Source organism: Acetobacter fabarum, assembly GCF_029069195.1.
Lineage (GTDB): Bacteria > Pseudomonadota > Alphaproteobacteria > Acetobacterales > Acetobacteraceae > Acetobacter > Acetobacter fabarum_A.
Window position 1 is genome coordinate 20,196 of sequence record NZ_JARDYK010000010.1, and the last position, 25,318, is coordinate 45,513.

At 55.0% G+C, this 25,318-nt stretch carries 20 protein-coding genes; 7 read left to right on the top strand and 13 right to left on the bottom strand.

The features are described 5' to 3' along the window. Nucleotides 1–1,028: 1,028 nt before the first annotated feature. The 5 genes from PY793_RS11200 (at nucleotide 1,029) to PY793_RS11220 (ending at nucleotide 8,000) form a co-directional block, all read left to right on the top strand. Nucleotides 1,029–1,718, top strand: a complete 690-nt coding sequence (locus tag PY793_RS11200) for a cupin domain-containing protein (RefSeq protein WP_275178099.1) — start codon at nucleotides 1,029–1,031, stop codon at nucleotides 1,716–1,718. A gap of 365 nt (nucleotides 1,719–2,083) precedes the next feature. Then, nucleotides 2,084–4,618, top strand: a complete 2,535-nt coding sequence (locus PY793_RS11205) for a TonB-dependent receptor (RefSeq protein ID WP_275178100.1) — start codon at nucleotides 2,084–2,086, stop codon at nucleotides 4,616–4,618. 24 nt (nucleotides 4,619–4,642) lie between these two features. Continuing rightward, nucleotides 4,643–5,353: an HAD-IA family hydrolase gene (locus PY793_RS11210; protein ID WP_275178101.1), complete on the top strand. Its 711-nt coding sequence runs from the start codon at nucleotides 4,643–4,645 to the stop codon at nucleotides 5,351–5,353. A 13-nt stretch (nucleotides 5,354–5,366) separates the two neighbouring features. Next, the gene (locus PY793_RS11215; protein WP_275178102.1) at nucleotides 5,367–6,695 is read left to right on the top strand and encodes an MFS transporter; all 1,329 of its coding nucleotides are present in this window, start codon (nucleotides 5,367–5,369) and stop codon (nucleotides 6,693–6,695) included. Nucleotides 6,696–6,716: 21 nt separating this feature from the next. Further along, on the top strand, nucleotides 6,717–8,000 hold the full coding sequence (locus tag PY793_RS11220) for an NAD(P)/FAD-dependent oxidoreductase (protein ID WP_275178103.1): 1,284 nt from the start codon (nucleotides 6,717–6,719) through the stop codon (nucleotides 7,998–8,000). Between the two features lie 140 nt (nucleotides 8,001–8,140). Here the strand turns inward: PY793_RS11220 and PY793_RS11225 are convergent, their stop codons facing one another. From PY793_RS11225 to PY793_RS11285, 13 genes are all read right to left on the bottom strand, one after another. Further along, nucleotides 8,141–9,070 carry a 2-hydroxyacid dehydrogenase gene (locus PY793_RS11225; RefSeq protein WP_275178104.1) on the bottom strand — a complete coding sequence of 310 codons (930 nt, stop codon included), beginning with the start codon at nucleotides 9,068–9,070 and terminating at the stop codon, nucleotides 8,141–8,143. Nucleotides 9,071–9,109: 39 nt separating this feature from the next. After that, the gene (locus PY793_RS11230) at nucleotides 9,110–9,997 is read right to left on the bottom strand and encodes a GNAT family N-acetyltransferase (RefSeq protein ID WP_275178105.1); all 888 of its coding nucleotides are present in this window, start codon (nucleotides 9,995–9,997) and stop codon (nucleotides 9,110–9,112) included. Further along, nucleotides 9,994–10,491 (bottom strand): Lrp/AsnC family transcriptional regulator, encoded by a 498-nt coding sequence (locus PY793_RS11235; protein WP_275178106.1) that lies wholly within the window; start codon nucleotides 10,489–10,491, stop codon nucleotides 9,994–9,996. The genes PY793_RS11230 and PY793_RS11235 overlap by 4 nt, the downstream gene beginning before the upstream one ends. Before the next feature lie 79 nt (nucleotides 10,492–10,570). Next, nucleotides 10,571–12,028, bottom strand: coding sequence for an aldehyde dehydrogenase family protein (locus tag PY793_RS11240; RefSeq protein ID WP_475638944.1), 1,458 nt, complete (start codon nucleotides 12,026–12,028; stop codon nucleotides 10,571–10,573). A 28-nt stretch (nucleotides 12,029–12,056) separates the two neighbouring features. Then, nucleotides 12,057–13,850, bottom strand: a complete 1,794-nt coding sequence (locus PY793_RS11245) for an ABC transporter ATP-binding protein (RefSeq protein WP_275178108.1) — start codon at nucleotides 13,848–13,850, stop codon at nucleotides 12,057–12,059. Then, nucleotides 13,847–14,662, bottom strand: a complete 816-nt coding sequence (locus PY793_RS11250) for an ABC transporter permease (protein WP_275178109.1) — start codon at nucleotides 14,660–14,662, stop codon at nucleotides 13,847–13,849. The genes PY793_RS11245 and PY793_RS11250 overlap by 4 nt, the downstream gene beginning before the upstream one ends. Further along, the gene (locus PY793_RS11255) at nucleotides 14,659–15,615 is read right to left on the bottom strand and encodes an ABC transporter permease (protein ID WP_275178110.1); all 957 of its coding nucleotides are present in this window, start codon (nucleotides 15,613–15,615) and stop codon (nucleotides 14,659–14,661) included. Before PY793_RS11255 ends, PY793_RS11250 begins: the two co-directional genes overlap by 4 nt. Further along, on the bottom strand, nucleotides 15,612–17,219 hold the full coding sequence (locus tag PY793_RS11260) for an ABC transporter substrate-binding protein (RefSeq protein ID WP_275178111.1): 1,608 nt from the start codon (nucleotides 17,217–17,219) through the stop codon (nucleotides 15,612–15,614). Before PY793_RS11260 ends, PY793_RS11255 begins: the two co-directional genes overlap by 4 nt. 118 nt (nucleotides 17,220–17,337) lie before the next feature. Continuing rightward, the gene (locus PY793_RS11265; RefSeq protein WP_275178112.1) at nucleotides 17,338–18,006 is read right to left on the bottom strand and encodes a haloacid dehalogenase type II; all 669 of its coding nucleotides are present in this window, start codon (nucleotides 18,004–18,006) and stop codon (nucleotides 17,338–17,340) included. A 145-nt stretch (nucleotides 18,007–18,151) separates the two neighbouring features. Further along, nucleotides 18,152–19,318, bottom strand: a complete 1,167-nt coding sequence (locus tag PY793_RS11270) for an NAD(P)/FAD-dependent oxidoreductase (protein ID WP_275178113.1) — start codon at nucleotides 19,316–19,318, stop codon at nucleotides 18,152–18,154. Further along, nucleotides 19,315–20,700 (bottom strand): FAD/NAD(P)-dependent oxidoreductase, encoded by a 1,386-nt coding sequence (locus tag PY793_RS11275; RefSeq protein WP_275178114.1) that lies wholly within the window; start codon nucleotides 20,698–20,700, stop codon nucleotides 19,315–19,317. Before PY793_RS11275 ends, PY793_RS11270 begins: the two co-directional genes overlap by 4 nt. Beyond that, nucleotides 20,685–20,984 carry a (2Fe-2S)-binding protein gene (locus tag PY793_RS11280; RefSeq protein WP_275178115.1) on the bottom strand — a complete coding sequence of 100 codons (300 nt, stop codon included), beginning with the start codon at nucleotides 20,982–20,984 and terminating at the stop codon, nucleotides 20,685–20,687. Before PY793_RS11280 ends, PY793_RS11275 begins: the two co-directional genes overlap by 16 nt. A gap of 54 nt (nucleotides 20,985–21,038) precedes the next feature. Further along, the gene (locus tag PY793_RS11285; RefSeq protein WP_275178116.1) at nucleotides 21,039–22,418 is read right to left on the bottom strand and encodes an aminotransferase class III-fold pyridoxal phosphate-dependent enzyme; all 1,380 of its coding nucleotides are present in this window, start codon (nucleotides 22,416–22,418) and stop codon (nucleotides 21,039–21,041) included. Between the two features lie 243 nt (nucleotides 22,419–22,661). Between PY793_RS11285 and PY793_RS11290 the strand changes: the two genes are divergently transcribed. Further along, nucleotides 22,662–24,140 carry an aldehyde dehydrogenase family protein gene (locus PY793_RS11290; RefSeq protein WP_275178117.1) on the top strand — a complete coding sequence of 493 codons (1,479 nt, stop codon included), beginning with the start codon at nucleotides 22,662–22,664 and terminating at the stop codon, nucleotides 24,138–24,140. A 7-nt stretch (nucleotides 24,141–24,147) separates the two neighbouring features. Next, nucleotides 24,148–25,317 carry an amidohydrolase gene (locus PY793_RS11295; protein WP_275178118.1) on the top strand — a complete coding sequence of 390 codons (1,170 nt, stop codon included), beginning with the start codon at nucleotides 24,148–24,150 and terminating at the stop codon, nucleotides 25,315–25,317. The last annotated feature ends 1 nt before the right edge of the window (nucleotide 25,318 follow it).

The window sequence follows — 25,318 nt, forward strand, 5'->3', positions numbered from 1 at the left end:
CTGATGAACAGGCAGGTCATGCCAGAAGTCTGTTGCGGCGAGTGCATTATGGATAAGATGGTTGCAGTTATCCTGCATGACATTGGTTTCAAATGTCTTGGGGCCATAGTGGTACAGGGCATTGCGGCTGTTCAGAAAATCGACGATCTGAACCATCTGGGGTGCGCTGACCGGCAGACGGGCGCAGTATCGCGCCCGCCCATAGCTTACGGCATAATCCGTGCCGATGGAAACTTCATATTTCCAGTCCTCTGATGGAGTATCGGCCGGTCTGTCCGCCAACGCCCAGTCCCGGAATGTAATGGCGCTGTAGAGGCCGCGCATCTGGGCCATGTTTTTGGTGGTCTGGTAGGCCTCCCGCGTCAGGCCGTCTCCTGGTTTGAGAATGCCATTATAGAAAAACGCGCGTCCGGGTATGCCAACCCAGTTTGCGTTCACAAAATGGGCGTTCATGCTTATCCCGGTTTCACCCTGTGGGCAGGCTTTGAGCACAGGGTAAGGGGATGAGGGATCAAGGCAGGCTCCATGCAGGAACAGAACTGCGTGCCCACCCGGTCCTCCGGCAATATCTGCCCCATAACCGGGTTTTTTGGAAATTTGTGAAACTGCACATAATTCGGCCCATTGGGGGAACAGCGTGTTGTAGGTATCTTCCTGCGGCAAGGGGCCGGGGGTGTTAAAATCCGGTGGCGTGCAGCCCGCAAGAAAACAAAATGCGACTGATACCGCGCAGGAGGTTTTGAAAGAAGGCACACACAGTCTCGAAATCAAAATGGAAGAAACACGCTTGCTCATCTAAACTGGCTGCTTCTGCTAGTTAAGGCAAGCGGCAGGATAATCAAAATAAGGCATGCTCCATCCGGGCTTAACAGGGAAGATGCATTGGATACGGCTTAGCAATAAAACATAAATGACGTTTTTTGCTCGGAAACCACCATATCCTGCGCAATGGATAAGGTTATCTTCAGGGCCGGGGGCTTTGCCCGATATGACTGACTTGAAGCCCTGCAAAACAGGATTTGAAAAAAATGCTCGACATGCAACGTGCTCTGGACCTGAAGCGACTGGCTGCAACATGCCCGCTTACAGATGGAGATTACAAAACGGCCCGCTATGCGTTGCCTGTGGCTGATGGTGCTGTTCAGCTAGAACTGGTGGCACCTCAGGGTAATGGGCATGCTGATGCAGTCGATGCGGATGTTTTTCTGTTTGTGCTGAGTGGCCAGTTTTCCATCAATGACACGACCATGATGGAAGGGCAGGGAAGCAAGGTGAATGCTGGCACAGCGTTTGACTGGTCTGCCACGCGGGGTACCCGGCTGTTTGCCATGGAGGTAACGGAAACGGAAAAAAGTGGACCCGGCGTGGTCGCCCTTGATCCCACAGTGGTTATGTCTCCCTCCACCCCACCTCCAGCCGAGTATCTGATCGGCCCGACCCCGGCATGCCAGAGTGCGCCTGCATGGCGGTCGTGCAACGGGCAGTTCTATGGTGGCATATGGTCAGCAACCCCCTATTGCAGGAAAAAAGTTCCTTACGTGCATGATGAGTTTATGTACCTGCTTGAAGGTTGCGTATCTTTTGTGAACGAATCAGGCGAAAAACAGACCTTCAGAGCCGGGGATGCTTTTCTGATCTGTCGCGGGGCAAGCTGTTCGTGGGAAAGTCTTGAAGTCGTGAAAAAGATATATGGTATTTTTCGTCCCATAGAACCGTAAAACGGCGGGTATCTGGAGTGCGGTTGCATAAACCTGATTTCTCAAAAAGCATCAGAAAGGCTGCCATTGCATGATGGCGGCCTTTTTTGCGCTCCATTTCAGGGATGTTCCGTGCGTTTTTGAATAGAGCAGATAACCTGCGACAGGGCTTATTTCGTGCAGGCTGAGAGAAGTGCTTCTTGGCCATTATGAAAGAATGGCAAGCTTCGGGAGAATTTTACTCATTCCGATATAAAAACGATATGATGTACTGTATAGCATGGGAAATCGGAGTATTCCGCTGCACCGATCCGCACATAATCATTCGGACAACTGGCGCTGTCTCACGCTTTACCGCCCTATTTTGGGTGTTCCGGAGGATAGGCATGGCAAACACTCAAACTTTTTTTGTTTCGCGGAACTGCACGTTGGCGCGGGTCCCGCGCATTGTAGCGCAGAAGGGTATGTCCCGTTCTCTGGCTCTGCTGCTCTCAGTCTCCTCTTTAGTCAGTTTTGGTGGGCTATATTGTTCCGTATCCGAAACGGCATGGGCGGAAGCAGACCAGTCCACACTGGCGGTAAAACGGCAGGCGAAGGCGGCGGCGCATAAAAATTCCGCGGCATCCAGAGCCGGTGCTACCGAGCACAAAACAACAGCGGTTGAATCAGCAAAAACGGAAGAAGTGGGCGTAACAGGCCACGTGACCCTGTCCAATGGGGTGACCAACAGAACACCCGGTGGAGGTATGATGCCACCGCAGACCATTGCCAAATCCCGCAGTGGCCTGACGCGTGACTATATTGCCAAACAGAGCCCCACCAGCAACCCGGCCGCCCTTGTGGCCAGCCTGCCCGGTGTTGTGTATGCAGGGAACGACCCGCTCGGCACCAATGATGACCAGCAGGGTCTGACCGTGCGCGGGCTTAACCAGCAGGAAATCGGCTTTCTGTTTGAAGGTATTCCCGCAGCAGCGCCTGTGTACCTTCTGCCTTATACATCTGCCGCCGCGGATAATGAAAACATCCAGTCCCTTACGCTCACACAGGGTTCGCCAGACACACGCTCCCCACTCTATAACGCGGTTGGGGGTGAGTTGTCTGAAACCATGCATGATCCTTCACACCATTTTGGAGGGTTGATTGATGCTTCTTATGGCTCTTTCAGTCTACGCCGTCATTTTATCCGTGTTGAAACGGGTGAAATTGGCAAAACAGGTGTGCGTGGCTTTGTTTCCTTCTCGCACCGTGTGGCGGATGAATGGCGTGGTGTGGGTGGAACCCAGCGCTACCATGTGGATATGAAGTTTGTGAAAGACTGGGGGCGCGATAATCACGCAGCCTTTGTCATGAGTTATAACGATGCCCAGCAGTATTATCTGCGTGCCCCCACCAAGGCGCAGTGGGATGCTCAGGGTGTGAACTTCAACTACAACGATACGCCGTTTGGCTCCTCTCCCGGAAATTATTATAAATATTACGAAAACAGGATGAAGAAGTTCATTCTGGGTGCGCCGATCAACATGAAGTTCGACCACGGGCTGGCACTGGATGTTACGCCATATTTTACCTACTCATGGGGATATGATAACGGCGGGACCACGCTCGACCGGAACAATAGCTATCTGGGACCGGGTCCGGCAGGTCCGCTTCAGGTTCAGGGCACAGACAATACGATTGTTGCGGATTCCATTGATACCTACACACTGGCGTATTCGGGTATTAATGCCGCCCTGTCCTGGACACGTGGGCATAACACGGTTACCGGCGGCGCGTGGTATTCCTACTTTGACCAGTCCGAACCGCAGAGCTATCAGGCCGTCAATCCGAATGGCAGTGTGCCGAGCGTGTGGGGTAACAACCCTATTCTCACTGCCAATGGCAGCGTACTGCGGACATATGACATTCATCTCATCCAGCAAACAAATGCGCTATTTATCAACGATACTTACAAGACGTTCCATGACCGGCTGACGCTTACAGCCGGGTTCAAGGAGGTTATGGTCACACGGTCACAAACCAACAATGTGCCGGGGGTGACCTACGCCACCGGGCAGAGTGCGGCGGAGCCGCTGCCACAGTTCATGGCCAGCTTTAAAATTACACCGTATGACCAGATCTATATTAATGGCACCTCTTCTTTTCGGATGCCTGCTTCAATCATGACGTATGCGGATCGTTATAGTGTCAGCAGTGGTCAGCTATCCGCCCGACATGCCACAAAGATTAACCCGGAATTTGCGATTGGAGAGGAAATTGGTTACAGACACACGGGTTTTGCTAATGTATCTGTTTCCCTGTTCAACTATAATTTTACGCACCGGCAACTGAGCACAACCACCTATCAGGGGGGGCTGCCTGTTTCTGAATCGATTGACGCGGGTGGTCAGACCATGCGCGGTGTACAGATGGAAGTCGGGTTGCGGCGGTGGCACCACTTCAGCCCCTATGTTTCGGGGCAATATGAGCATGCGACCATCGACAACAATCTGTCTTCTGGCACCAGCGATGGTTCCAACACAACGGTCACCTTGCCAACCAAAGGTAAACGGGCTGTCAATACGCCTGAATTCACGGCGGCAATTGGCCTGAACTATGATGACGGATCCATTTTTGGCGGGTTCAACATGAACTATATTGGCAGACAGTATTCAACGTTCATGAACGATGAATCCATCCCGAGTTATGAAACGTTTAATGCCAATATTGGTTACCGGTTCAGGAATATGTGGCTTGCAAAACACCCACAGATCCAGCTGAACCTGCTCAATATTGGTAATAGCGGTTACCTGTCTGGCACAAGCAGCATCAAAACCAATGCCCGGAGCATGGTGGTGAATGGCCATACGGTCGCCGGGAGCGCTCCGCAGTACTATGTTGGCGGTGGTTTTGCCGGTGTTCTTTCCTTCTCAACAGGTTTTTAAGCACTCAGTCACGGAGATTTTGATGTGGCCCGTTTTCCCAAAGCATTAACCTTTGATGTTGTAGGTACCCTGATCGACTTTGAAAGCGGGATGATAAATGCGCTGCAAAAGTTATGTGGGGTTGCCATTGAGCGTGAGGCATTCCTGAGTGCTTACAGGGGGATGCGTGCCCGCGGGCAGACGCGGCTTTTTCCGCAGGACCTTAAACCCATTTATCTGCAACTGGCCGCGCAGTTCGGTCTGCCCGAAACGGAGGCCTATGCAGATGCATTTGTGTACGCGGCCAAAGACTGGCCTGCGTTTGCAGATAGTGTGGAGGCCATGCAGCGTCTTGGCAGGCACTTCCGGCTGGTGGCCATGACCAACACGCAGCGCTGGGCTTTTTCTGGCATGGAAAAAACGCTTGGCATGCCATTTCATGATTCCATCACGGTAGATGACGCGCTGTGCGAAAAACCGGATGCCGCTTTTTTTGGTTTTGCACGAGGTCGCCTGAGCCGGGACGGTATTCTGCAAGGAGATATTCTGCACGTTGCGCAAAGCCAGTACCACGATATTGGGATAGCCCGCAAACTGGGCTACACGGTGTGCTGGATCGAGCGGCGTAAGGCCGTTGGCGGGTTTGGTGGCACTATTGCAGTCGAAACCCTGACTGAACCAGACTATCATTTTTCCACCTTGAAGGAACTCGCAGACCTGGCGGATCAGGGCCACCTGCAAATGTTATATACCTAAGAGGATACAAGGCATGGAAGTCCGGACCCTTGATGACATACCGGCATCGGCCTTTCATTTACGTCTGGCGCTGATTGCTGGTGGTGGACCTTTTTGCGATGGCTATATTCTTGGCGTCATTGGTGTAGTACTGCCACTGCTGGTTTCCAGTTTCCATCTGGGAGCCAACGCCACCGGGTTTGTAGGTGCGGCTTCTCTGGCTGGTGTTTTTGTGGGGGGGCTGGCTGGAGGGGTCATCTCTGACCAGTTCGGGCGCAAGATCCTCTATACCGTGAACATTCTTATGTTTACGGTCTTTTCCGCCGCCCAGTTTTTTTGTGCCAGCTTTACCGGCCTGCTGGTCTGGCGCTTTCTTATCGGCATTGCCATTGGTGCGGATTACCCGATTGCTACAGCTTATGTGACCGAGTTCATGCCCAGGCGCTGGCGTGGACCGGCACTGAGCGGGCTGATTACCTTCTGGTGGTTGGGTTATGTATGCAGCTTTCTTATCGGGTATGCTCTGCTTTCGTTTTTTCCCGGTAACTGGCGGCTTATTCTGGGCTCGAGCTTTGTACCGTCGCTTTTTTTACTGCTGTGTCGAGCAGGTATGCCGGAATCCCCTCTCTGGCTGCTTAGTATGGGACGAACGGCGGAAGCGCGACATATCGCTAAAACATTCCTGAAGATGGATGTCGCATTTGAGGTGCCTTCCCCTGTGGTTGCTGAAGGGAGCGTGCCGCAGGTTATGGCTCTGCTATGCAGCCCACGTTATCGGGGTTTGCTGCTTTTTGTGAGTGTATTCTGGATACTGCAAAGCGCTCCAGCATTTTCCATCCATACCCTGCAAGCACAAATTCTGACGCAAATGCACCTGATCAACCCTGTTCTTGCGACCTGTGTGGTCACATGTTTTACGTTCCTTGGTATTCTGCCGGTCACATTCGGGCTGATTAACAGGATCGGGCGCAGAACGCTCCTGATCTGGTCTTTTGTGCTGGCAGCACTTTCCCTGCTTTTTATTGTCGTATGGCCGTGGCAGGCAGGATGGGCGGTTCTGGTCGCGTTTATTGTGTATTCAGCTGTGGAAGCCGCAGGAAGTGGCCTTCAGTTCGTGTATCCCAATGAGTTGTTCCCAACAGAGATACGGGGCACAGCGGTTGGTTTTGCGTCTTCTGTCAGCAGGCTGGGGGCGGCTGTAGGTACTTTTTTACTTCCCGTTGGTGTGGCGCATTTTGGCGTACAGGCAACCCTTTTTGGCGCTTTTGCGCTTCTTGCCCTAGGGGCGCTCATATCCTGGCGTTGGGCACCAGAAACAGCAGGGCTCAGCCTTTCCCAGGCTAGTCATATTACCCTTTCCTGATACGGTTATGAGGAACACGTTATGAAGTTAACCTCCTATTGGCTGGAAACAGCACCATCATTCACAGCCAGTTCCATTGCCGCTCTGCCCGGTTCGGTGGATGCCGTGGTGGTGGGCGGTGGATTTAGCGGTCTTTCTGCTGCCCTGCGGTTACGCCAGCTGGGTGCATCTGTTGTGCTGCTAGAGCGTGAACATGTTGTAGGTGAGGCATCTGGCCGTAATGGCGGTCATGTGAACAATGGTCTTGCCGGAAGTTTTTCTCTCGCATGCAAAAATATGGGAGTAGATAAAGCAACAGCCCTTTATAAAGTTTTTAACACGGCAGTTGATACGGTTGAGGCCATAGTAAGGAACAATGCGATTGACTGCGATTTTAAACGCTGCGGCAAGCTCAAGGTTGGCAACCTGCGGGCGCACCGGATGGCGCTGTTGTCCGATTATGAGCTGCTTCAGAAAGAAGCTGACCCGGACGTAAAATTTATAGATGGGCAGCAGATCAGGAGTGAACTGGTGTCAGACCTGTTTAACAGCGGGTTGATCTACCCCCAGAGTGCACGCATGCACATGGGCCGCTTTGGTGTAGGGCTGGCCCGGTCCGTTATTAAGACCGGAGGGCTGATTTTTGAAAACATGCCCATGACCGGCATAAAGTCCGGTAAGGGAGGATTTGAGGTGACAACCCCACATGGCCGGATTTTTGCAAAAAACGTGCTTATGGCAACAGGCACCAGCAGGCATGGTCCATCCTGGTTCCGTCAGCGCATCATGCCTGTGGGGAGCTTTATTGTGGCGACCGAGCCCATGGACGCCACAACTCTTGATCAGATAATGCCCGGCGGCCGCAATGTTGTGACTATGCAGAATATTCATAACTATTTTAGGGCAACGGCGGATAACAGGCTTATTTTTGGCGGTCGCGCCAGCTTTTCGCGCTCGCGGACCACAACGGATATTGCTAGTGGGCATATGCTGCTCGCTGCCATGCGTCGTACACTCCCAGCCTTGCCAGATGTTAAAATAGACTATTGCTGGGGAGGGGATGTGGATATGACTGTTGACCGTCTGCCGCGCGCGGGCCAGTGGAATGGTGTGTATTACACCATGGGATATAGCGGCCATGGTACGCAGATGTCTGTTTATATGGGCCAGCGCATGGCCGAAGCCATGAGTGGCATAAGTGGTAGCAACCCTCTTGCGGGACGGGCATGGCCGAAGATTCCGTTTTATGGTTTGGCGTCACACTTCCTGCCCGTTGTGGGCGCATACTACCGGGCCAAGGATTATGTGCAGAACCTGGAACCCTGACCGTATTGATGCTGTTATCTGGTCATTCCCAGCCGGGATGGTCAGAGTATTGGTTGCAGCTATGGCTGGCTGGTTTAACTGGGGAGTAGAACAGGCAGGGGTTGCTGTCCCTGCCTGTTTTTACGTTACCGAATAAAAGACTAATACCCTTTGGCACGATCTACTTTGGAGGGGAAGTTCCGCTCCCCGGCCAGGTAGCGCTGTACGGTGTCAAGGAGCACACGCCCTGCGGTTTCTGTCTGGCTGTTGCTCGCCACATGGGGAGTGATCAAGATATTGGGGTGTGTCCATAAAGGACTGTCAGCGGGGAGGGGTTCGGGGTCTGTTACGTCCAGAATGGCTGCTCCAATCTGACCGTCATCAAGTGCTGCAAGCAGGTCTGGCGTAACAAGATGCGCCCCACGTGCAACATTGATGATCTGTGCTCCTTTTGGCAGTTTTGCAAACAGATCAGCATTGAGGATGCCCCGTGTGGCGTCTGTTAGCGGAAGCAGGCAGACCAGAATATCCGTTTCAGCCAGAAAGGTATCCAGTTCATCCGCACCCGCGTAACAGGCTACATTGGTTACAGCGTGGCGTGAACGTGACCAGCCACGGCAGTTAAACCCGGTATGTGCCAGTGCGCTGGCGACGGAGGTGCCCAGTGTACCCAGCCCCATAACACCCACCCGGCGCTGCGAAGCTATTTTGTTATGTCGGGTTTTCCAGACATGCTGCTTCTGTTCGGCCAGATAGGTCAGTATATCGCGGTGCAGAGTCAGGGTTGCCCACAGAACGTACTCAACCATCCCGTCTGTCAGGCCGGGTTCGATCATGCGGATAATGCTCACATGCTCAGGTATTGTGCTCATATCGAACTGGTCAACACCTGCCCCGACTGAAAACAGGACCTCAAGGTTGGGAAAGTGCCGGAGCAGGTCTACCGGGGGCTCCCATGCGGCAATAAAGCGTACATCCTCGGGATTCCCAGTTTCCGGCCAGATATGAAAGGCAAGGTCAGGCAGCGCTTTTTGGAACAGCGGCTTCCAGACTTCTGCACGTGCACGGGAGGATTTGAGCAGAAAAGACATAGCGTAAGTTCCTACAAAAAAGAGACAGTCGTGCCGGATTCAGCACAGTGCCTGACTGCACAGGGCAAAGCAGGTGGAAGACTGTGTAGTTACATCCCGGGTTTCAGCCATCTCGGTAGACATGGACACAACAGAGCCCACGCACAACAGGCCCCACTGGTCAAGAAGCCCTGCCACGGTTTCGTCCTGTGGAATGTCCACGCGCAGGAACTGTCCCGCGCAGGTTCCGGCCCAATAGGCCAGCATGGGCAGGGCATAGGCCTGATCCAGCGCAATAATCGGGCCAGTGGCCTGCCCCCAGCCAAATTTACGGCAGAAAGAAAACCCCAGAATACCTTTTTCTGAATCCACCAGAATACCGCGTCCATCCTCCAGCAGCCGCATGAGCAGTGCAGAGCGGTCGAGCCTGAGCGCCGCTTTGTCCATGTCACGGATTGCGTTCAGATCGGCAATGCCCATAGGCCGCATACGACAGCCTTCTGGAAGGGGGATCAGGGGGACGGTTGATACATTGCCCTGATGTTGCATGACAACACCTGTGGAACGAAAACCACTTTTTTCATATAATGGCACGCCAGCGGATGTGGCGTTCAGGTGGAGCCTGTAACCCGGCAGAGCTTGCCGGGCCAAAGCCATAAGGTGTTTGCCTACGCCATGTCCCTGCCATGCGGGGCTGACAATGATCATGCCCAGACTGGCTGCATGGGGCCCCCACGCCCACCATAGGAGCGTTCCCACAATGGAACCATCTGTGGTCGTTGCCACAAAGCCATTGCCCAGAGCAAGCATCTGTTCCCAGTCTTCCAGTCTGTGGGGCCATGCCAGGTCCTTGGAGAGTTGCCATGCCTGGGCAAGGTCTCCGGGGGTCATGGGGCGGAATGCAAGCTGGGCCTGCAGGATGGGAGGAGAGGTTGCGGTCTGGGTCAAATTTTCTGCTCCGGGAAAAAGTCCTGAATCGGAAAAGACTCTTTTACAATTGGGGATTTTATCACGATATAACTGAAGTATTTCTCGATCCCGATATTCAGTTCAAGAAGATTTTCCATGATAATCTGGTAATGCTCTACATCACGGGTGATAAATTTAACCAGATAGTCATACCCTCCGCTGATCAGGTGACATTCCACAACGGTATCAAGTTTGCTGACGTGGTTTTCAAAACGCGCAAAATCATGGCGTCTGTGATCAGATAAGGTGATTTCCGTAAATACGGTCAGAATGGACGTAATTTTACGGATATCAATCTGGGCGCCGTAGCCCGTTATGTAGCCAGCAGCCTCCAGACGTTTGACACGGATCAGGCATGGGCTGGCCGAAAGGCCAACCCTGTTGGCAAGTTCGACATTGGTCAGGCGGCCATTGCGCTGCAACTGCGTAAGAATTTTAAGGTCAATTCTGTCCAGCTTGGGGGTGGGCTGCATGGCAGAGATGATCTCCAGAGCAAGGATGGGTCAGCCCCGGTGTGGAACTGATGAAACACTGATCAGAATGTTCCGGATGTTAAACGTCAAGCCCGCCAAGATGCAGACTTTTTGTTTCCAGAAATTCTTCCATGCCCGCATATCCTCCTTCGCGGCCAAGACCGGATTCCTTTATCCCGCCAAAAGGCACGCTTTCCATGGAAATGGCGCCGGTGTTGTGCCCGATCATGCCAAACTCCAGTGCTTCACCCACACGCCACAAACGACGGATGTCGTTTGTAAAAAAGTAGCTCGCCAGCCCAAAAGGCGTATTGTTGGCTATATTTATCGCCTCTTCTTCCGTTTTAAAGCGGAATAGAGGTAAGACGGGGCCAAATGTTTCCTCATGGGCTACACGCATTTGGGTGGTTACGCCTTCGAGCACGACCGGCCAGACAAAGCGACCTTCCGTGCGTAGGGGAGCGCCGACGTAAGAGGCTCCTCTGCTCAAGGCATCCTCCACATGGGCGCGTACTTTGGCTACGGCAGAATCGTTGATAAGCGGCCCAATCGTGCTTCCCGCCTCCATTCCGGCACCCACCTGCAAGGCTTCGACCCTGCGCATGATGGCGACAAGCAGGCGGTCCCATATGCCGTCCTGCACCAGTACGCGGTTGGCGCAAACGCAGGTCTGACCGGCATTGCGGAATTTGCTCTGGATAATGCCTTCGGCTGCGGCCTCCGCATCTGCATCATCAAACACAAGAAAGGGCGCATTGCCGCCCAGTTCCATGCTGCATTTTTTTACGGTTGCGGCGGATTGTTCGAGCAGGATTTTGCCAACACCCGTAGAGCCGGTAAAGGTAAGTTTGCGCACTACCGGGCTTTCTGTCAGCACTTTGCCCACCGTGGCGGGCAGGCCGGTAACTACGCTTAACAACCCCGTGGGCAGGCCGGCACGTTCGCCCAGAGCGGCGAGAGCAAGGGCGGAAAAAGGGGTTAATTCAGAAGGTTTGATGACCATGCTGCACCCTGCGGCAATGGCAGGGCCACATTTGCGGGTGATCATGGCCAGTGGGAAGTTCCATGGTGTAATGGCGGCCGTGACTCCAATGGGCTGTTTAAGCACCAATACGCGCCGGGCAGGGTCTGCCGTGCTCAGAATGCTCCCCTCGCTCCGACGTGCTTCTTCCGCATACCATTTAAGGAAAGATGCAGCATAACGCACTTCGCCCTGCGCTTCAGCCAGAACCTTACCCTGTTCTGCGGTCATGATCGCGGCAAGGTCTTCCATATTGTCCATAACAAGCTGGTACCATGTTGCCAGAACTTCGGCCCGCTGCGCGCCGGTTCTGCTTCGCCAGGCCAGTTGGGCCACACGCGCGGCTTCAATTGCCTTCTGGGTATCCTGTGCGGTGCATGCAGGCACGGAACCAATAATGGCTCTTGTTGCCGGGTTATCGACATCAATTCTCAGCCCTTCTTCCGCATCACACCAGATACCGGCAACAAAAGCCTGCTGGCGAAAGAGCGTGGAATCGTTCAGGTCAAGTTGCACCATGGTATTTCTCCTAACTAAAGGGGGATCAGGATAGGTCTGATGCCTGTAAGTGGCAGTTAATCAGTGCGCCAGAAGGCGACTGCCATGTTGGGGGAAGGGTTTGTGCGCAGTCTGCAACAGCAACCGGGCAACGTGGCATGTAACTACAGCCGTGAGCGGGAACAGGGGTCACTCTGTCCGGCTTTAGCCCGTTCTGCAGGATAATCCCGTCCAGCCAGCCGGGATGCATTTCTGGCACCGAATTTTCCAGTCTGCGGGTGTAGGGGTGCCGGGGAGAGGTGTTCATGGCAGACGTCGTGCAGAACTCCACACAGTGCCCGGCGTACAGAACGGCCACATGGTCACAGACAGAGCGGAGCGCATGGAGGTCATGCGTAACAAAAAGCCACGAGAGTCCGAGTTCGCGTTTGAGTTCCATCATCAGATCCAAAATGGCGGCGGCCACAACGGTATCGAGTGCTGCGGTTATTTCGTCACAGAGTACAAGCCGGGGGCGGGCGGCCAGTGCGCGCGCAAGATTGACACGCTGTTTTTGGCCGCCGGAAAGCTGGGTAGGGTAGTGCCCAGCCACGGTGGCAGGCAGACGCACCATATCCAGAACCCGGTTCAGGGCCGCGTCCGAGGCGTCCTCATTATGGAATGTCAGAACACGGCGGAGCGTGGTACCTACGCTTAAGGCCGGATTAAGCACCAGATCAGCGTTCTGCGCGACCAGTTGCAGGTGCTGGCGCTGTTGGGGGGTGCGGTCCTCAATTTTGGGGGGGAGAGGCTGGCCAGCAAAGAACATGTTGCCTCCTGACCAGGGTTGAATACCAGCTATGGCCCGGATAAGGGTACTTTTGCCACAACCTGATTCGCCGATAATCCCCAATGTTTCACCCGCGCGGACAGGAAGACTTACGTTGTTGATAATTGTGTGTCTTGGGTGGCCATTGGCCATAATGGCGCCATAACCAACCACCATATCCCGCACATCAAGCAACGGTGTTGCAGGGGGCAGGGCGTCATGGTTGCGCAGGTGCGGCTGGCTGGCTGCAACAAGCTGCCGGGTGTAGGGGTGCGTGGGCTTGCTCAGGATCTGTCCGGTCGGGCCTTCTTCCTGCACGCTACCGTTTTTGAGCACAACGGCGCGGTCGGCCATCTGGGCAACAATGGCCAGATCATGGGTTACATAAACGCCCGTAAACCCGCACTTGCGCATGGCGCTTCTGAAAGCTTCCAGTACTTCTATCTGTGTTGTGACATCCAGCGCCGTTGTGGGTTCATCAAAAATAACCACTTCAGGCTCGGTGATCAGCGCCATGGCGGCCATGATCCGCTGAAGTTGCCCTCCTGAACATTCATGTGGGTAGCGCGCGCCAATAGTATGAGGCATGGGCAGGGCCATTATTTCGAACAACGTTATGGCATGGTCTATGGCCTCGTTACGGGGGAGCGTGTGGTGGGTCAGGGCCGGTTCGATCACCTGCTCCATAAGGGTCAGGGCCGGGTTAAAGGCGGCGCCAGCATTCTGGGCAATATAGGCGATGGTTCTGCCCCGAAAACTGCGCAACTCGCCAGAATCCATGCTACGTACGTCATGCCCGGCTACCCGTAACTCCCCCTGTGCTATGCGGCAGCCTGCGCGGGCGTAGCCGGTCAGGGCAAGGGCAATGCTGGTTTTACCTGAGCCGGATTCACCGATTAACGCCAGCATCTCACCCTCGGCAACGTCAAAGCTGACATTGGAGACGATGGTGGTTTCCGGCCCCGTAGCCCTGCGGCCAGTCAGACAGAGGTTCCGGACCGTAATCAGAGGAAGGCGGGAGTATCCGCTCATTGGCGTCGCCCTTTACCATCCAGCGCAAGATTGAGCCCTACGGTCAGCAGTGCAATGGCCAGTGCAGGCGCAATGACGGCGGGCGCTCCGTACACAAGACCCAGCAGATTTTCCTGCGTGAGGGAGCCGAGGTCTGTCTGTGGGGGCTGTAATCCTACACCCAGAAAGCTGAGATTGCTCAGTAATCTTACGGCATAAATAAACCGTAGCCCCACATCGGTCAGTACCGGGCCTGCCATGTTGGGCAGGATTTCCCGCAGGACCAGATAGCCGGTTTTTTCTCCGCGCATGCGTGCGGCAAGGATGAAGTCTTTTTGCACAATGGAGAGTGCCAGCATCCGGCATGTGCGGTAGGAGCCGGGCAGGTAAATACATGCCATTGCCAGTACAAGCACTGGTATGGAGGAGCCGAAGGTTGCCACCGCCACAAGCCCGCTTAACAGCGAGGGGATGGAAATTACACCATCCATGAAGCGTGAAAGCAGGGTGTCCGTCATACCCCGTTTAAGGGCTGCCATCATGCCCAGAAAGGCGCCAGCGCCACAGGCCATGGCGGTAGAGGCCGCACAAAGCAGCACGGTACTGCTGACGCCATAGAGCAGGCGGGTCAACACATCGCGGCCCAGATAGTCCGTGCCCAGCAGGTGCCGGGCCGACATGGGAGCGAATACGGTGGAACTAACCACTTCTCCGGGCAGACAGGGGGCAATCCATGGCCCGATAAGAGCCAGCAGAAGCCATAGCATGGCAAGTAGCGCCGGTGCTTGCAAGAACGGGGGCAGGCAGCGTAGCGGGGGCAGGGCAAGAATCATGCGCGGCTCCTTTCCTGCGCGGAGAACAGGGAAACAACATCGGCCAACGTGGTCAGCAGCAGATAGGCGGCGCAAAAGATGAGAGCACAGGATTGTACCAGCGGAATATCGCGCGATGCCACACTATCCACCATCAGGCTGGCGATCCCGGGGTAATGAAAAACAGATTCCACAATGACCACGCCTCCAAGCAGATAGGAAAGGCTGAGCGCCATCACATTGAACAGCGGCGCTACAACATTGGGTAAAACGTGGCGCAGGATAATAGCGGTGGGGGATACCCCCTTGAGCACGGCCATTTCCACCCATGATGAACTGAGCACATTCACCATTACGGCGCGTGTCATGCGCGCCATCTGCCCCATGATCACGCATCCCAGTGTGGTGACCGGCATAGAGAACGCCGCCAGAAATGATCCGATGGAATGAATATCGCTAATACTGGCAAGAGCGGGCAGCAGGTGGAGTTGCACGGCAAACACCAGAACAGCCAGTGTGGCGACAAGAAACTCGGGGACAGAAACAACGCAAAGTGTAAGCACGGACATACAACGGTCAAAAACCGTATTGCGGAATATGGCCGAGAATGTGCCAAGCAGCAAAGCCGTGGGAACCGCAAACAGCGTTGTAATCCCTGCCAGCACAAGTGAGTGCAGCAGGCGCTCATGCACCATGCTCATGACAGACTGGTGACTGACCAGTGACATGCCAAAATCACCATGGAGTAACCCATCTGCCCAGTTTGCAAAACGTAGAAGAACAGGTTCGTCCAGCCGGAGGTTATGGCGCAGGGCGGTAACCGCATCAGGCGTTGCCGCCTGCCCCAGAAGGGATTGCGCCACATCACCGGGCAGGGCGGAGGTAATAAAAAAGACCGCAACCACTACAAAAACAAGCGATACGCAGGATGCGCCAAGCCTGCGGGCAATAGCTATGCCAAGTTTTGCACTCATGGAGCAGTCTCCTCTGCCGTGGAGCGGCTGGACTGTTCATCTACCCATATATGGCGGGCAAAATTATACCCCATCAACTGCCCGCCCTGATGCGGGCGCAAACCCTGTATGCGGGGGTGAAACCCATCCAGGCTGGTAATAAAGCTGGGAATGCATACGCCCGAACCGGTGTGAATCATGGCCTGCATATCGTTATACAGGGCATGACGTTTTATAGCGTCTGGCTCCTGACGGCTGAGAGCGAGCAACTGGTCAAATTGCGGGTTGCACCAATGGGATTCATTCCATGGGGCTGTCGAGGCAAAGCTGAGTGCAAAGGTCATATCCGCGGAAGCTCGGGGGTTAACATTCCCAAACCCCATGGGAAAATGCATCCACGACTGGCTCCAGTACCCATCTGCTGGCATGCGTCGCACATCCAGTTTCAACCCGATGTTCTGAGCCGTATTCTGGAGGAGCACTGCCATTTCCACCGACCCGTTTGCTGCGGGGGAACAGACGAGTGGCGGCAGGTTCTGGTTGAGAAAACCGTTTTTTTTGAGCAGGAACCTTGCCTTGTCCGGATCAAATCTGGTCTGGGGCAGGGTTGTGTTGCAGTCACGGTGTTCGGGGGGGAGGGGCTGGTCATTACCTGTGCGGCAAAAGCCCAGATAAATGGAACTGCGCATCTGTTCGCGGTTAAACAGCAGCTTCATGGCCTGTACAAAATCCGGGTTCTGGCCCGGTCCGACATCCTGACGAATGGCCAGATTGGTGTAGGTGCCTGTAGGGCTTTCCAGCACTGCGATGTTGTGTTGCCGGATCAGCGCAACAAGCCGAGGGTCTACGGCGGCAATAATATCCACATCACCCGAGAGCAGGGCATTGTGCCGGGCCATGTCATCGCTGATGGAAATGAGTTCAAGGGAATCCACCCATACACCACCGGATTTCCAGAAATTGGGATTACGCAGGGCAACCGAACGGATGCCGGGCTGGAAAACGGCACAGGTGAACGGACCAGTGCCATTGGCTTTATGAAACTGGGTTGTACCCTCTCGGATAATAGCAAAATTGGTTAAACCCAGAACAGAGGGGAATGCGATATTGGGCGCGTCCAGTTCGATCACTACACCAAGTGGCCCATCGGTTTTTACGATGCGCATGGCCATGGCTTGATAATGGACCTGTGACCCAAGCTCAGGCGCTTTATGGCGGAGGATGGAATACACAACATCAGCCGATGTCAGGGTGGCTCCATCATGGAAGCATACGCCACTGCGTAACTGGATCCGCCATGTTTTGAAATCGGCGCTGTCGATGCTTGTGGCAAGAGCCGGATGTGGGGTCAGGGTCTCGTCCAGTGCGACAAGACCATCGTAAAACATGTTGCCCCGCATGTAATCAGTGGCCATGGACTGACGCGCAGGGTCCAGCGTGTCGCTCAGGGAGCCCGATGTGGAGGCGGCACGCACATGCCCGCCGGTGCGGGGTTGTGCGCCCTGCAGCCCTGTTCTTGCAAATCCGGCTCCATCAGTATTGTTACCAGCCGCCCCTGCTGCGCCTGACCACGGTTGAGCCGCACAAAAACCTGTAACCAGCAGGCGCGTTCCCTGTTTCATCATGTTGCGTCGGTTCAGCATCAACACGCTCCAACTGGGAAAAAAACGGAGGGGAAGAAACAAAACGGGTAACGGGGCGCATGTTGTATTGGAATGATCGCCCCGTTGCCGGACAGAAAGCTTACAGGCCCAGAACGCCGGGCAGACCACCAATGTCAGGGATCTCGGTGTAGCCATAATACGGCGTGGAAGGTTCATGCCCGCGAGCGACAAAAACCTTGTTGCGAATGCCCAGATCATGCGCGGTCATCAGGTCATAACGCAGGGAGGATGAAACGTGCAGGATGTCTTCCGGACCGCAACCCAGCTTGTCCAGCATGTATTCAAACGCACGCATATGAGGTTTGTATGCCTGAGCATCTTCCGCCGTGAAAACGGCATGCACAGGTGCGCCAAGCTTGGCGACATTGGAGTGGATTTGCATATTGGATGCGTTGGAAAGGATGACCAGCGGCACTTCCCTGGCAACCTTGGACAAGCCCGCGGGCACGTCGTCCCAAGGCCCCCATGTGGGAACGGCTTCATAAAATTTGTTGGCTATTTCGGGCGCAAAAGGAATATTCCACTTTTTGCAGGTACGCTCCACGGCATTAAGCAGCACGTAGCGGTAGGGCTGCCATGGACCCAGAACTTCGTCCAGCCTGTAAGCGGCAAAGTCCTTGCAGAACTGCTCCATGCCTTCGGGGGGCACAACATGGGCGTAAAGCTCACGCGCCATGTCGCTCATACGAAAGCGGGTCAGGGTGCCGTAGCAGTCAAATGTTACGAATTTTGGCCTGAACGTCGTCATGATGTTTTTGTCCGTCTGATTAACGTTACGGTATGACAACATAGACCGGATGGAGAATGCTACTGCTTTCTTGGTTTATGCAGCAGAGCATTCTGTATGTGGGAAAAAGGACCACAGATAATGCCGTTGGGCAGATCAGGCCCTGCTATGGACCAACAGGGGCTGCAAACCGGGCGATGCTGAACGGTTCAAGAGGAATGTCGGTTTTGCCTGTAGCCAGCAGGTCCGCCATGGTGGCCCCTACACCCGGCCCAAGCTGAAAACCATGACCACAGAAACCAAAGGCATAATACAGACCTGGCACCCGGGCACTTGGGCCCATCACGGGCAGGTCATCATCCGTATAGCCTTCAATGCCGCTCCATGTCCGGATAATGCGCAGGCGCGCAAAGTCAGGCAGGATGCGCTCCAGATGTGGCATCTGCCGCACGGTGTTCAGCGGGTTAAGCTGTGCACGTTTGGTATTCAGGTCCACGGTGCCGCGTAGCCCGCCCCCAAATACAATATTGCCGCGTTCCACCTGTCGCAGATAAACGCCTTCTTCTTCCACCCATGAGGCATAGCCGATAACGGGATGAATACGGTAGGGAACGGGTTCTGTTACCCCCATTTGTGGTGCTTTGGGGGTTAGGGGTAGGTTTTCGCCAAAAGCGGCTGCCATTTTTTGCCCCCATGCGCCGCTGGAAATCTGGAGCAGGGGGGCGGTAAAGCGCAAGCCATCAGCAGTTTCCACCACAAAATCTTCTGTTGTGCGTGTAATATTGCTGACTTCAGCCCCCTCCTGTACGGTAGCGCCCGCCCGCCTTGCCGCGCGGCCAAAAGCCGGAGCGGCAAGACGGGGGTTGGCGTGTCCGTCAAGCGGAGAAAAAGATGCACAATCCACATCTGGTGCGAGCATGGAAAAGCGTTCTACTGCTTGGCGACCACTGTAAAGCTCCAGTTCCAGTCCGTAGGGTTTGCAGTCCTGTGCGTATTTTTCCAGTCGCGCGCTGTCCTGAGGCTTAAAAGCAACGCGCACATGGCCGGTGGGCAGGAATTCAACATTTTCTCCAATCAGGCGGGAAAGATCGCCCCATAGGAGGCGCGACCTGTTGGCAAGGGGCAGTTGCGGTAAAAAGCGCCCCTGACGGCGCACATTGCCAAAATTGGTACCCGAAGCATATTGACCGACCAGATCACGCTCAAGCAGAATGACGGACAAACCTCGCTGACGCGCAAAAAACGCGGTTGCAGCTCCCATAATTCCACCGCCAACTATAATAACATCGGCCCGTGCAGTGGTGTTTGTAACGGGTTGGGTTGGATGGCTCATGTCATAATACCCCGGATTTTGGCGGGTAAAGGCTTAATGGGAGCCGCACTGCGGATGCGGCCAGCCTGTTCAATAGGCATTTTGCGGGCCGCTGCCAGAATTTCCGCCCCGGCAAGACCGCACATGCGCCCCTGACAGCGGCCCATGCCCACACGTACAAAAGCTTTGGCACGGTTGAGTTCGGGTGCGTCCAGAGAACCCGCTGCACGGCGGATGTCCCCTGCTGTTACGTTTTCGCAGCGGCATATAACGGTCTCATCCGGTAGGGAGGCGGCATGACGCCATGGCCACGGAAAACCCGTTTCCAATCCTTTACGGAAGGCAGTCATAGGCTCCAGCGCCTTACGCAAACGTGCAGATTCCTGCGGGGCTACATTAAAGCCCAGATCAGCAAGGCAGCGTAGGGCAGCCAGAGCCCCCGCATACTCCGCACCATCCGCGCCGCGTATGCCAGCGCCATCTCCGGCTGTATAAACGCCGTGTTGAGAAGTCGCGCCATCCTCGTCCGTAACGGGCAGCCACTGGCGGGACAGGGGGTCAAAAGCGAAGTCACATTTCAGCAGATCAGCCAGTTGTGTTTCCGAGCGCAGGCCGTAGCCCATGCCTACTGCATCGCCTACGGTATGGCGTAACTGGCCGCGGCTGTTGCGCCAGGTCACGCCCCGTACCCGCAATCCATTGTCCTCATCGCATTCTTCTATGCGCACGGGTTGAATACCGGCGTGCAAGGATACGCCGGAGCTTATGAGTTCAGCCATGTAGCGCACACCATGCGCCAGTATGGAGGGTCGATGGCGCAGGCCGCGCAGCCCTTTGAGGCGTGTTTTAAGGGACGATGTATCCAGCACCGCGCGCGGTTTTATACCGGCCTTGAGATATTGCCATGCGACCAGATACAGAAGTGGCCCCGTGCCCATAAACACAGGTGCAGCTCCAATGGCGCAGGCCTGCGCCTTGAGCGCGATCTGTGCGCCGCCAAGGGTGAATACACCGGGCAATGTCCAGCCGGGGCAGGGCATGATGCGGTCAGTGGCCCCAGTGGCAATGATCAGCGCATCATAGGCAATGGCTTCCACCCGCTGATTATGTTCAATCAGCACCTGCTGGTCCACAACACCCCATGCCAGTGTATCGGGGCGGTAGTCTATATGGGGAAGTAATTCTGCAAAATCCTTGTGTAATGCCGTGGCGGAGCGTGCGGACGCCCCGTAGAGCTTTGAGGCCGGACGTATGAAATTTTCTGGTTGCCTGCGGTATATCTGGCCACCCTGCTGGCGGTTTTCGTCCAGCACAATCGGGCGCAGGCCTGCCCGGGCAAGGATTTGTGCCGCGCGTGTGCCAGCAGGCCCCGCCCCGACAACAATAACTACTGGCTTGTCCATGGCACCTCTGCTGTTACTATACGTAGGCCGGGGGTGGCCGGGGTGGAACAGGCGCGCAGTTCATCGCCGTTTTCAGTCCAGACGCGGCAATCCTGACAGGCTCCCATCAGGCAAAAACCCGAGCGCGGTTTGTGGTCAAACTCGTTCAGACGGAGTTGTGCGCCAGACAGCAGAAGGGCGGTCAGAATGGTGTCTCCCTCAAGCGCTGTTACGGGCTGTCCGTTTACTGTGATGGTAATGGGTGAGCGTTGTGTTTCGGATACACGTCGGAAAAGTCCTTTCATAAAGGGGAATCTCCTGCCATGGCTGTGGCGGTGTTTGCGTCGCTGCCCGGTGTCTCAGGCAATTGCTGCGGCTATGTCTTTGTCATCCAGCAAGGTATTCAATACGACTTCGATACGAGTGCACAGAATGTCTGTTTCTTCCAGTGTCATGCACAATGGAGGAGCCAGTCCGATGATGTCATCTCCAAAGGCGCGGAACAGAACACCATTTTCGTAACCAATCTTGGCCAGTTTTTTGGAAATGCCCAATGAAGCCGCAGGTTTGGTCTTGGCCTGTTTGTCTGTCACCAGTTCAATGGCTGCGAGCATGCCCATGGACCGGGTATCACCCACCAGGGGGTGGGCTTTCATGCTGGCAAGGCGGCCAGCCAGATGCACGCCCGAGCTTACGCCGTTTTCAAGCAGTCCGTTCTGATAAAGGTCCAGCACGGCAAGGCCAATGGCGGCGCTCACAGGGTGCGCGCTGTAAGTCATGCCGTGGCCTACGGCAACACCTGCAGGGGTTGCATCGCGGATTGTGGCATACATGCCCTCGCTCAGGAAAACAGCCCCCATGGGGGCATAGCCAGAGGTCAGCCCCTTGGCCACGGTCATCATGTCGGGCACAACATTTTCATGTTCGCAGGCAAATAGGGGGCCGGTACGGCCAAAGCCGGTAATGACTTCATCCGTTACAAACAGAATATCCAGTTCCCGGCAGGCGTTGCGCATGGCGCTCAGCCACCCCGCTGGCGGTACAGCAACACCGCCGGAGCCCTGCACGGGTTCACAAAAAAAGGCAGCTACATGCTCAGGGCCGCCAAGTTCAGCCACCTTGTTGTGGAGATCGGCCACACAGGCAGCAATAATTGTTGCGGCATCCGGTCCCTTGGGGTGGCGATAGGGGTCGGGGCTGGGGATGTGATGCTGCCAGGCCAGAGGTACATCCGCGTTGCGATGGAAGGTGGCAAGGGCTGTCAGGCCTGCACCGGCATAAGTGCTGCCGTGGTAACCACGTGCCAGACCAATAACATGGCGCTTTTCCGGTGTGCCACGTGCATGCTGGTAAAAGCGGATAAAGCGCAGGGCGCTATCCACGGCATCAGACCCACCCTGAGAGAAAAAAACCCGGTTAAGATCACCCGGGGTTACGGCTGCAAGGCGGGAGGCAAGGGTAATGGCGCTCTCACTTGCAAAGCCAAAATAACCGGTGGCGTAGGGCAGACGGGTCATCTGTTCTGTAGCAGCCTGCACAACACTTTGATGGCCGTAACCGACATTGACGCACCAAAGCCCGGCAAACCCGTCGAGCAGCCTGTTGCCATGAATATCCGTCAACCACGATCCCTGACCGGATTGCAGGATACGTGGTCCATGGTCTTCCTGATCACGCCATGATGAGACGGGATGAATCAGATGAGCGCGATCGAGTGATACGAGTGTCTCTGGAGTCATGGCTGGTTGGTCCGTTGTGTTGTTGGCCTTGTTTTTCCTATGCTGGTAAAGGCGGAAAATATGGTGCCGTAACCAGTCGTTGCGATAGCGGATTGTGCTGTTCTGACGCTAAGGGCTACAAGAAAGCATTAAATTGCTCTTTGCTCCGTTTTAGTATTTGCGCCAGCGGTGTGGATAAGAAAAACTACGATACCGCAATGACCTATATGGCGTTTGCAACAGCACAATACAGGGGAGTAGAGCGTGAGCAATCTTGGTTTCCGTCCAGAAGATGTAGCGCTGCCTGTTGGGCATTTTCTGGCAGGTAAGCTCGTGTCCGGTAAGGCGGATATTGTCGTAACCAGCCCGGGGAATGGCCATATTCTGGCGCATCTGCCAGAGGCCGGGGGTGATCTGGTGGACGAAGCCGCGCAAACTGCTGCCCGTGTGCAGCGCCAGAGTGGGTGGGCAGATTGCGCCCCACGTGAGCGTGCAAAAATCCTACGTCGTTGGGCTGATCTGGTTGAACGCAACGCCATGGAACTGGCCCGGCTGGAAACAGTCTGTTCCACCCGTCCCATTGCCCAGACAGTTGGATGGGATATTCCTTTTCTCGCTGAAGGTATAAGATTTTTTTCCGAGTATTGTGATAAGGTTGGTGGAGACGTAGCGACGACGGCAACCAACCTTTTGGGCATGACCGTGTACGAACCCTATGGAGTGACTGGGGCGATTGCACCATGGAATTTTCCGCTGGTCATGGCGAGCTGGAAAGTGGTTCCTGCCCTTGCCGCAGGGAATGGTACGGTACTCAAGCCGTCTGAAATGACCCCCTTCTCAGTAGTCAGGCTGGCTGAACTGGCTATTGAGGCCGGGCTACCTGCGGGGTTGTTCAATGTTGTGCAAGGCTCGGGAATAGCAACAGGCGAGGCCATTTGCAGGCATCCCGCTATTGGCAAGATCAGTTTTACCGGGTCCACGCGTACTGGTATTGCAGTCATGAAGGCTGCAGCCGAAAGCGGGCCAAAACCGGTTACGCTGGAACTGGGCGGGAAAAGCCCGCAGATGGTGTTTGATGATATTCCGAGTGTAGATGATGTGGCGGACCGCATTTTTCGGGCATTTACGGGAAATGCCGGACAGGTGTGTGTTACTGGCTCCCGCCTTATTGTGCAGCGCGGTGTGGCTGAAGCCCTTATTTCTGCTCTTGTTGCACGGTGCGGACAAGTAAAAGCTTTGGCACCATGGGATGAAAATTCCCTATATTCCCCCATTATTTCAGAATCTCAGGCAAACCATATTCTTGCATTGGTGCAAGGCAGTGTGCATTCCGGCGCGCAGGAACTGGTGGCATGCAAACGCATGAATACGCAGACCGGTGGAATTTTCCTCTCCCCCGGTATGGTGATGGTTCAGAATTCGGAATGTCCCTTATGGCACGAAGAGGTATTTGGCCCCGTACTGGCCATACAGGTGTTTGATGAGGATGATCAGGCATTTGCACTGGCCGAACATCCCGTTTACGGGCTGGCTGCGGGTGTGCATACGGCTTCCCTCCCCAGAGCCATGCGTGCCATTCGTACGCTCAAAGCCGGTACGGTGTGGGTTAACCGTTATGGTCGTTCTTCAGATTTTGTGATCCCAACAGGCGGGTTTGGTGGTTCTGGTATTGGCAAAGATCTCGGTCGGCAGGCGTTTGAAGCTAATCTTAGGCTTAAAAGTGTGCTGATGGCTGCGGAGTAATACAGTTATGGAACCATTAGCTGTTGATGCAGTTTTTCTGGCTGAACTGCGCAAGGATCTGCATGCGCACCCCGAACTCAGGTTTGAGGAGCGCAGAACATCGGCCCTTGTTTTCAAGCATTTGTACAATCTGGGTTACACACCTCATACTGGTCTTGCCGGAACAGGGGTTGTTGCCACGCTGGATACCGGGCTTGCAGGTCCGGCCGTTATGCTGCGAGCTGATATGGATGCCCTGCCAGTGCGCGAGGCCGGACAGGCTCCGTGGGCATCCTGCGCGCCCGGTGTCATGCATGCCTGTGGCCATGATGGGCATACAGCCATGCTGCTTGGTGCAGCAGCTCTGCTTAAGGCAGACCCACCGCCATGCGGCCGGGTGCACTTTGTTTTCCAGCCAGCAGAGGAAGGCGGGGCTGGTGCGCAGGTCATGATAGATGAAGGTCTGTTTGATCTTTTTCCAACAGATTACTGTTTTGGTCTGCATAACTGGCCGGGGCTGGAGGCCGGGCGTATGGGGGTTCGTGCTGGCCCGATCATGGCTGGTGGCTGGCGCTTTGCAATCCGGATTACGGGCAAGGGCTCCCACGCCGCCCAGCCACATCTGGGTACGGACCCTCTCACCATTGGGGCAGCTCTTGTGCAGGAGGCCCAGCTACTGGTGGCCCGTCGAACAGATCCAACCATTCCTGCCGTGTTGTCCTTCTGTATTTTTGATGCAGGAACAACAGATAACATATTGCCCGAAACAGCCCGGCTGGCAGGCACCCTGCGCGCTCTGAATCCGGCGGTGCTCGATGAACTCAAAAACGGGCTGCAACGCCTTTGCAATGGGCTACAGACGGCTCATGGCGTTGCGATACAGGTAAATTTTCACCAGCCTTATCCTGTTACGGTTAACGAACAGAGTGCCACACAGATTGCATGCAAAGCCATGCGCGCGCTGGAAGTGCAGATGGGTGGCCCGGCGCCGGATATGGATATTAGTCCCAGTCTGGCATCTGAGGATTTTGGATTCATGCTGCAAAAAAAGCCTGGAGCCTATGCCATGATCGGGAACGGAGATTCCCCTAAACTCCATTCTCCTGATTATGATTTTGACGATTCAATCATAACCAGAGGTGTGCGCTACTGGCATACGCTTGCCCATACATGTGCCGCACAGAGGCATACCCTCTGAT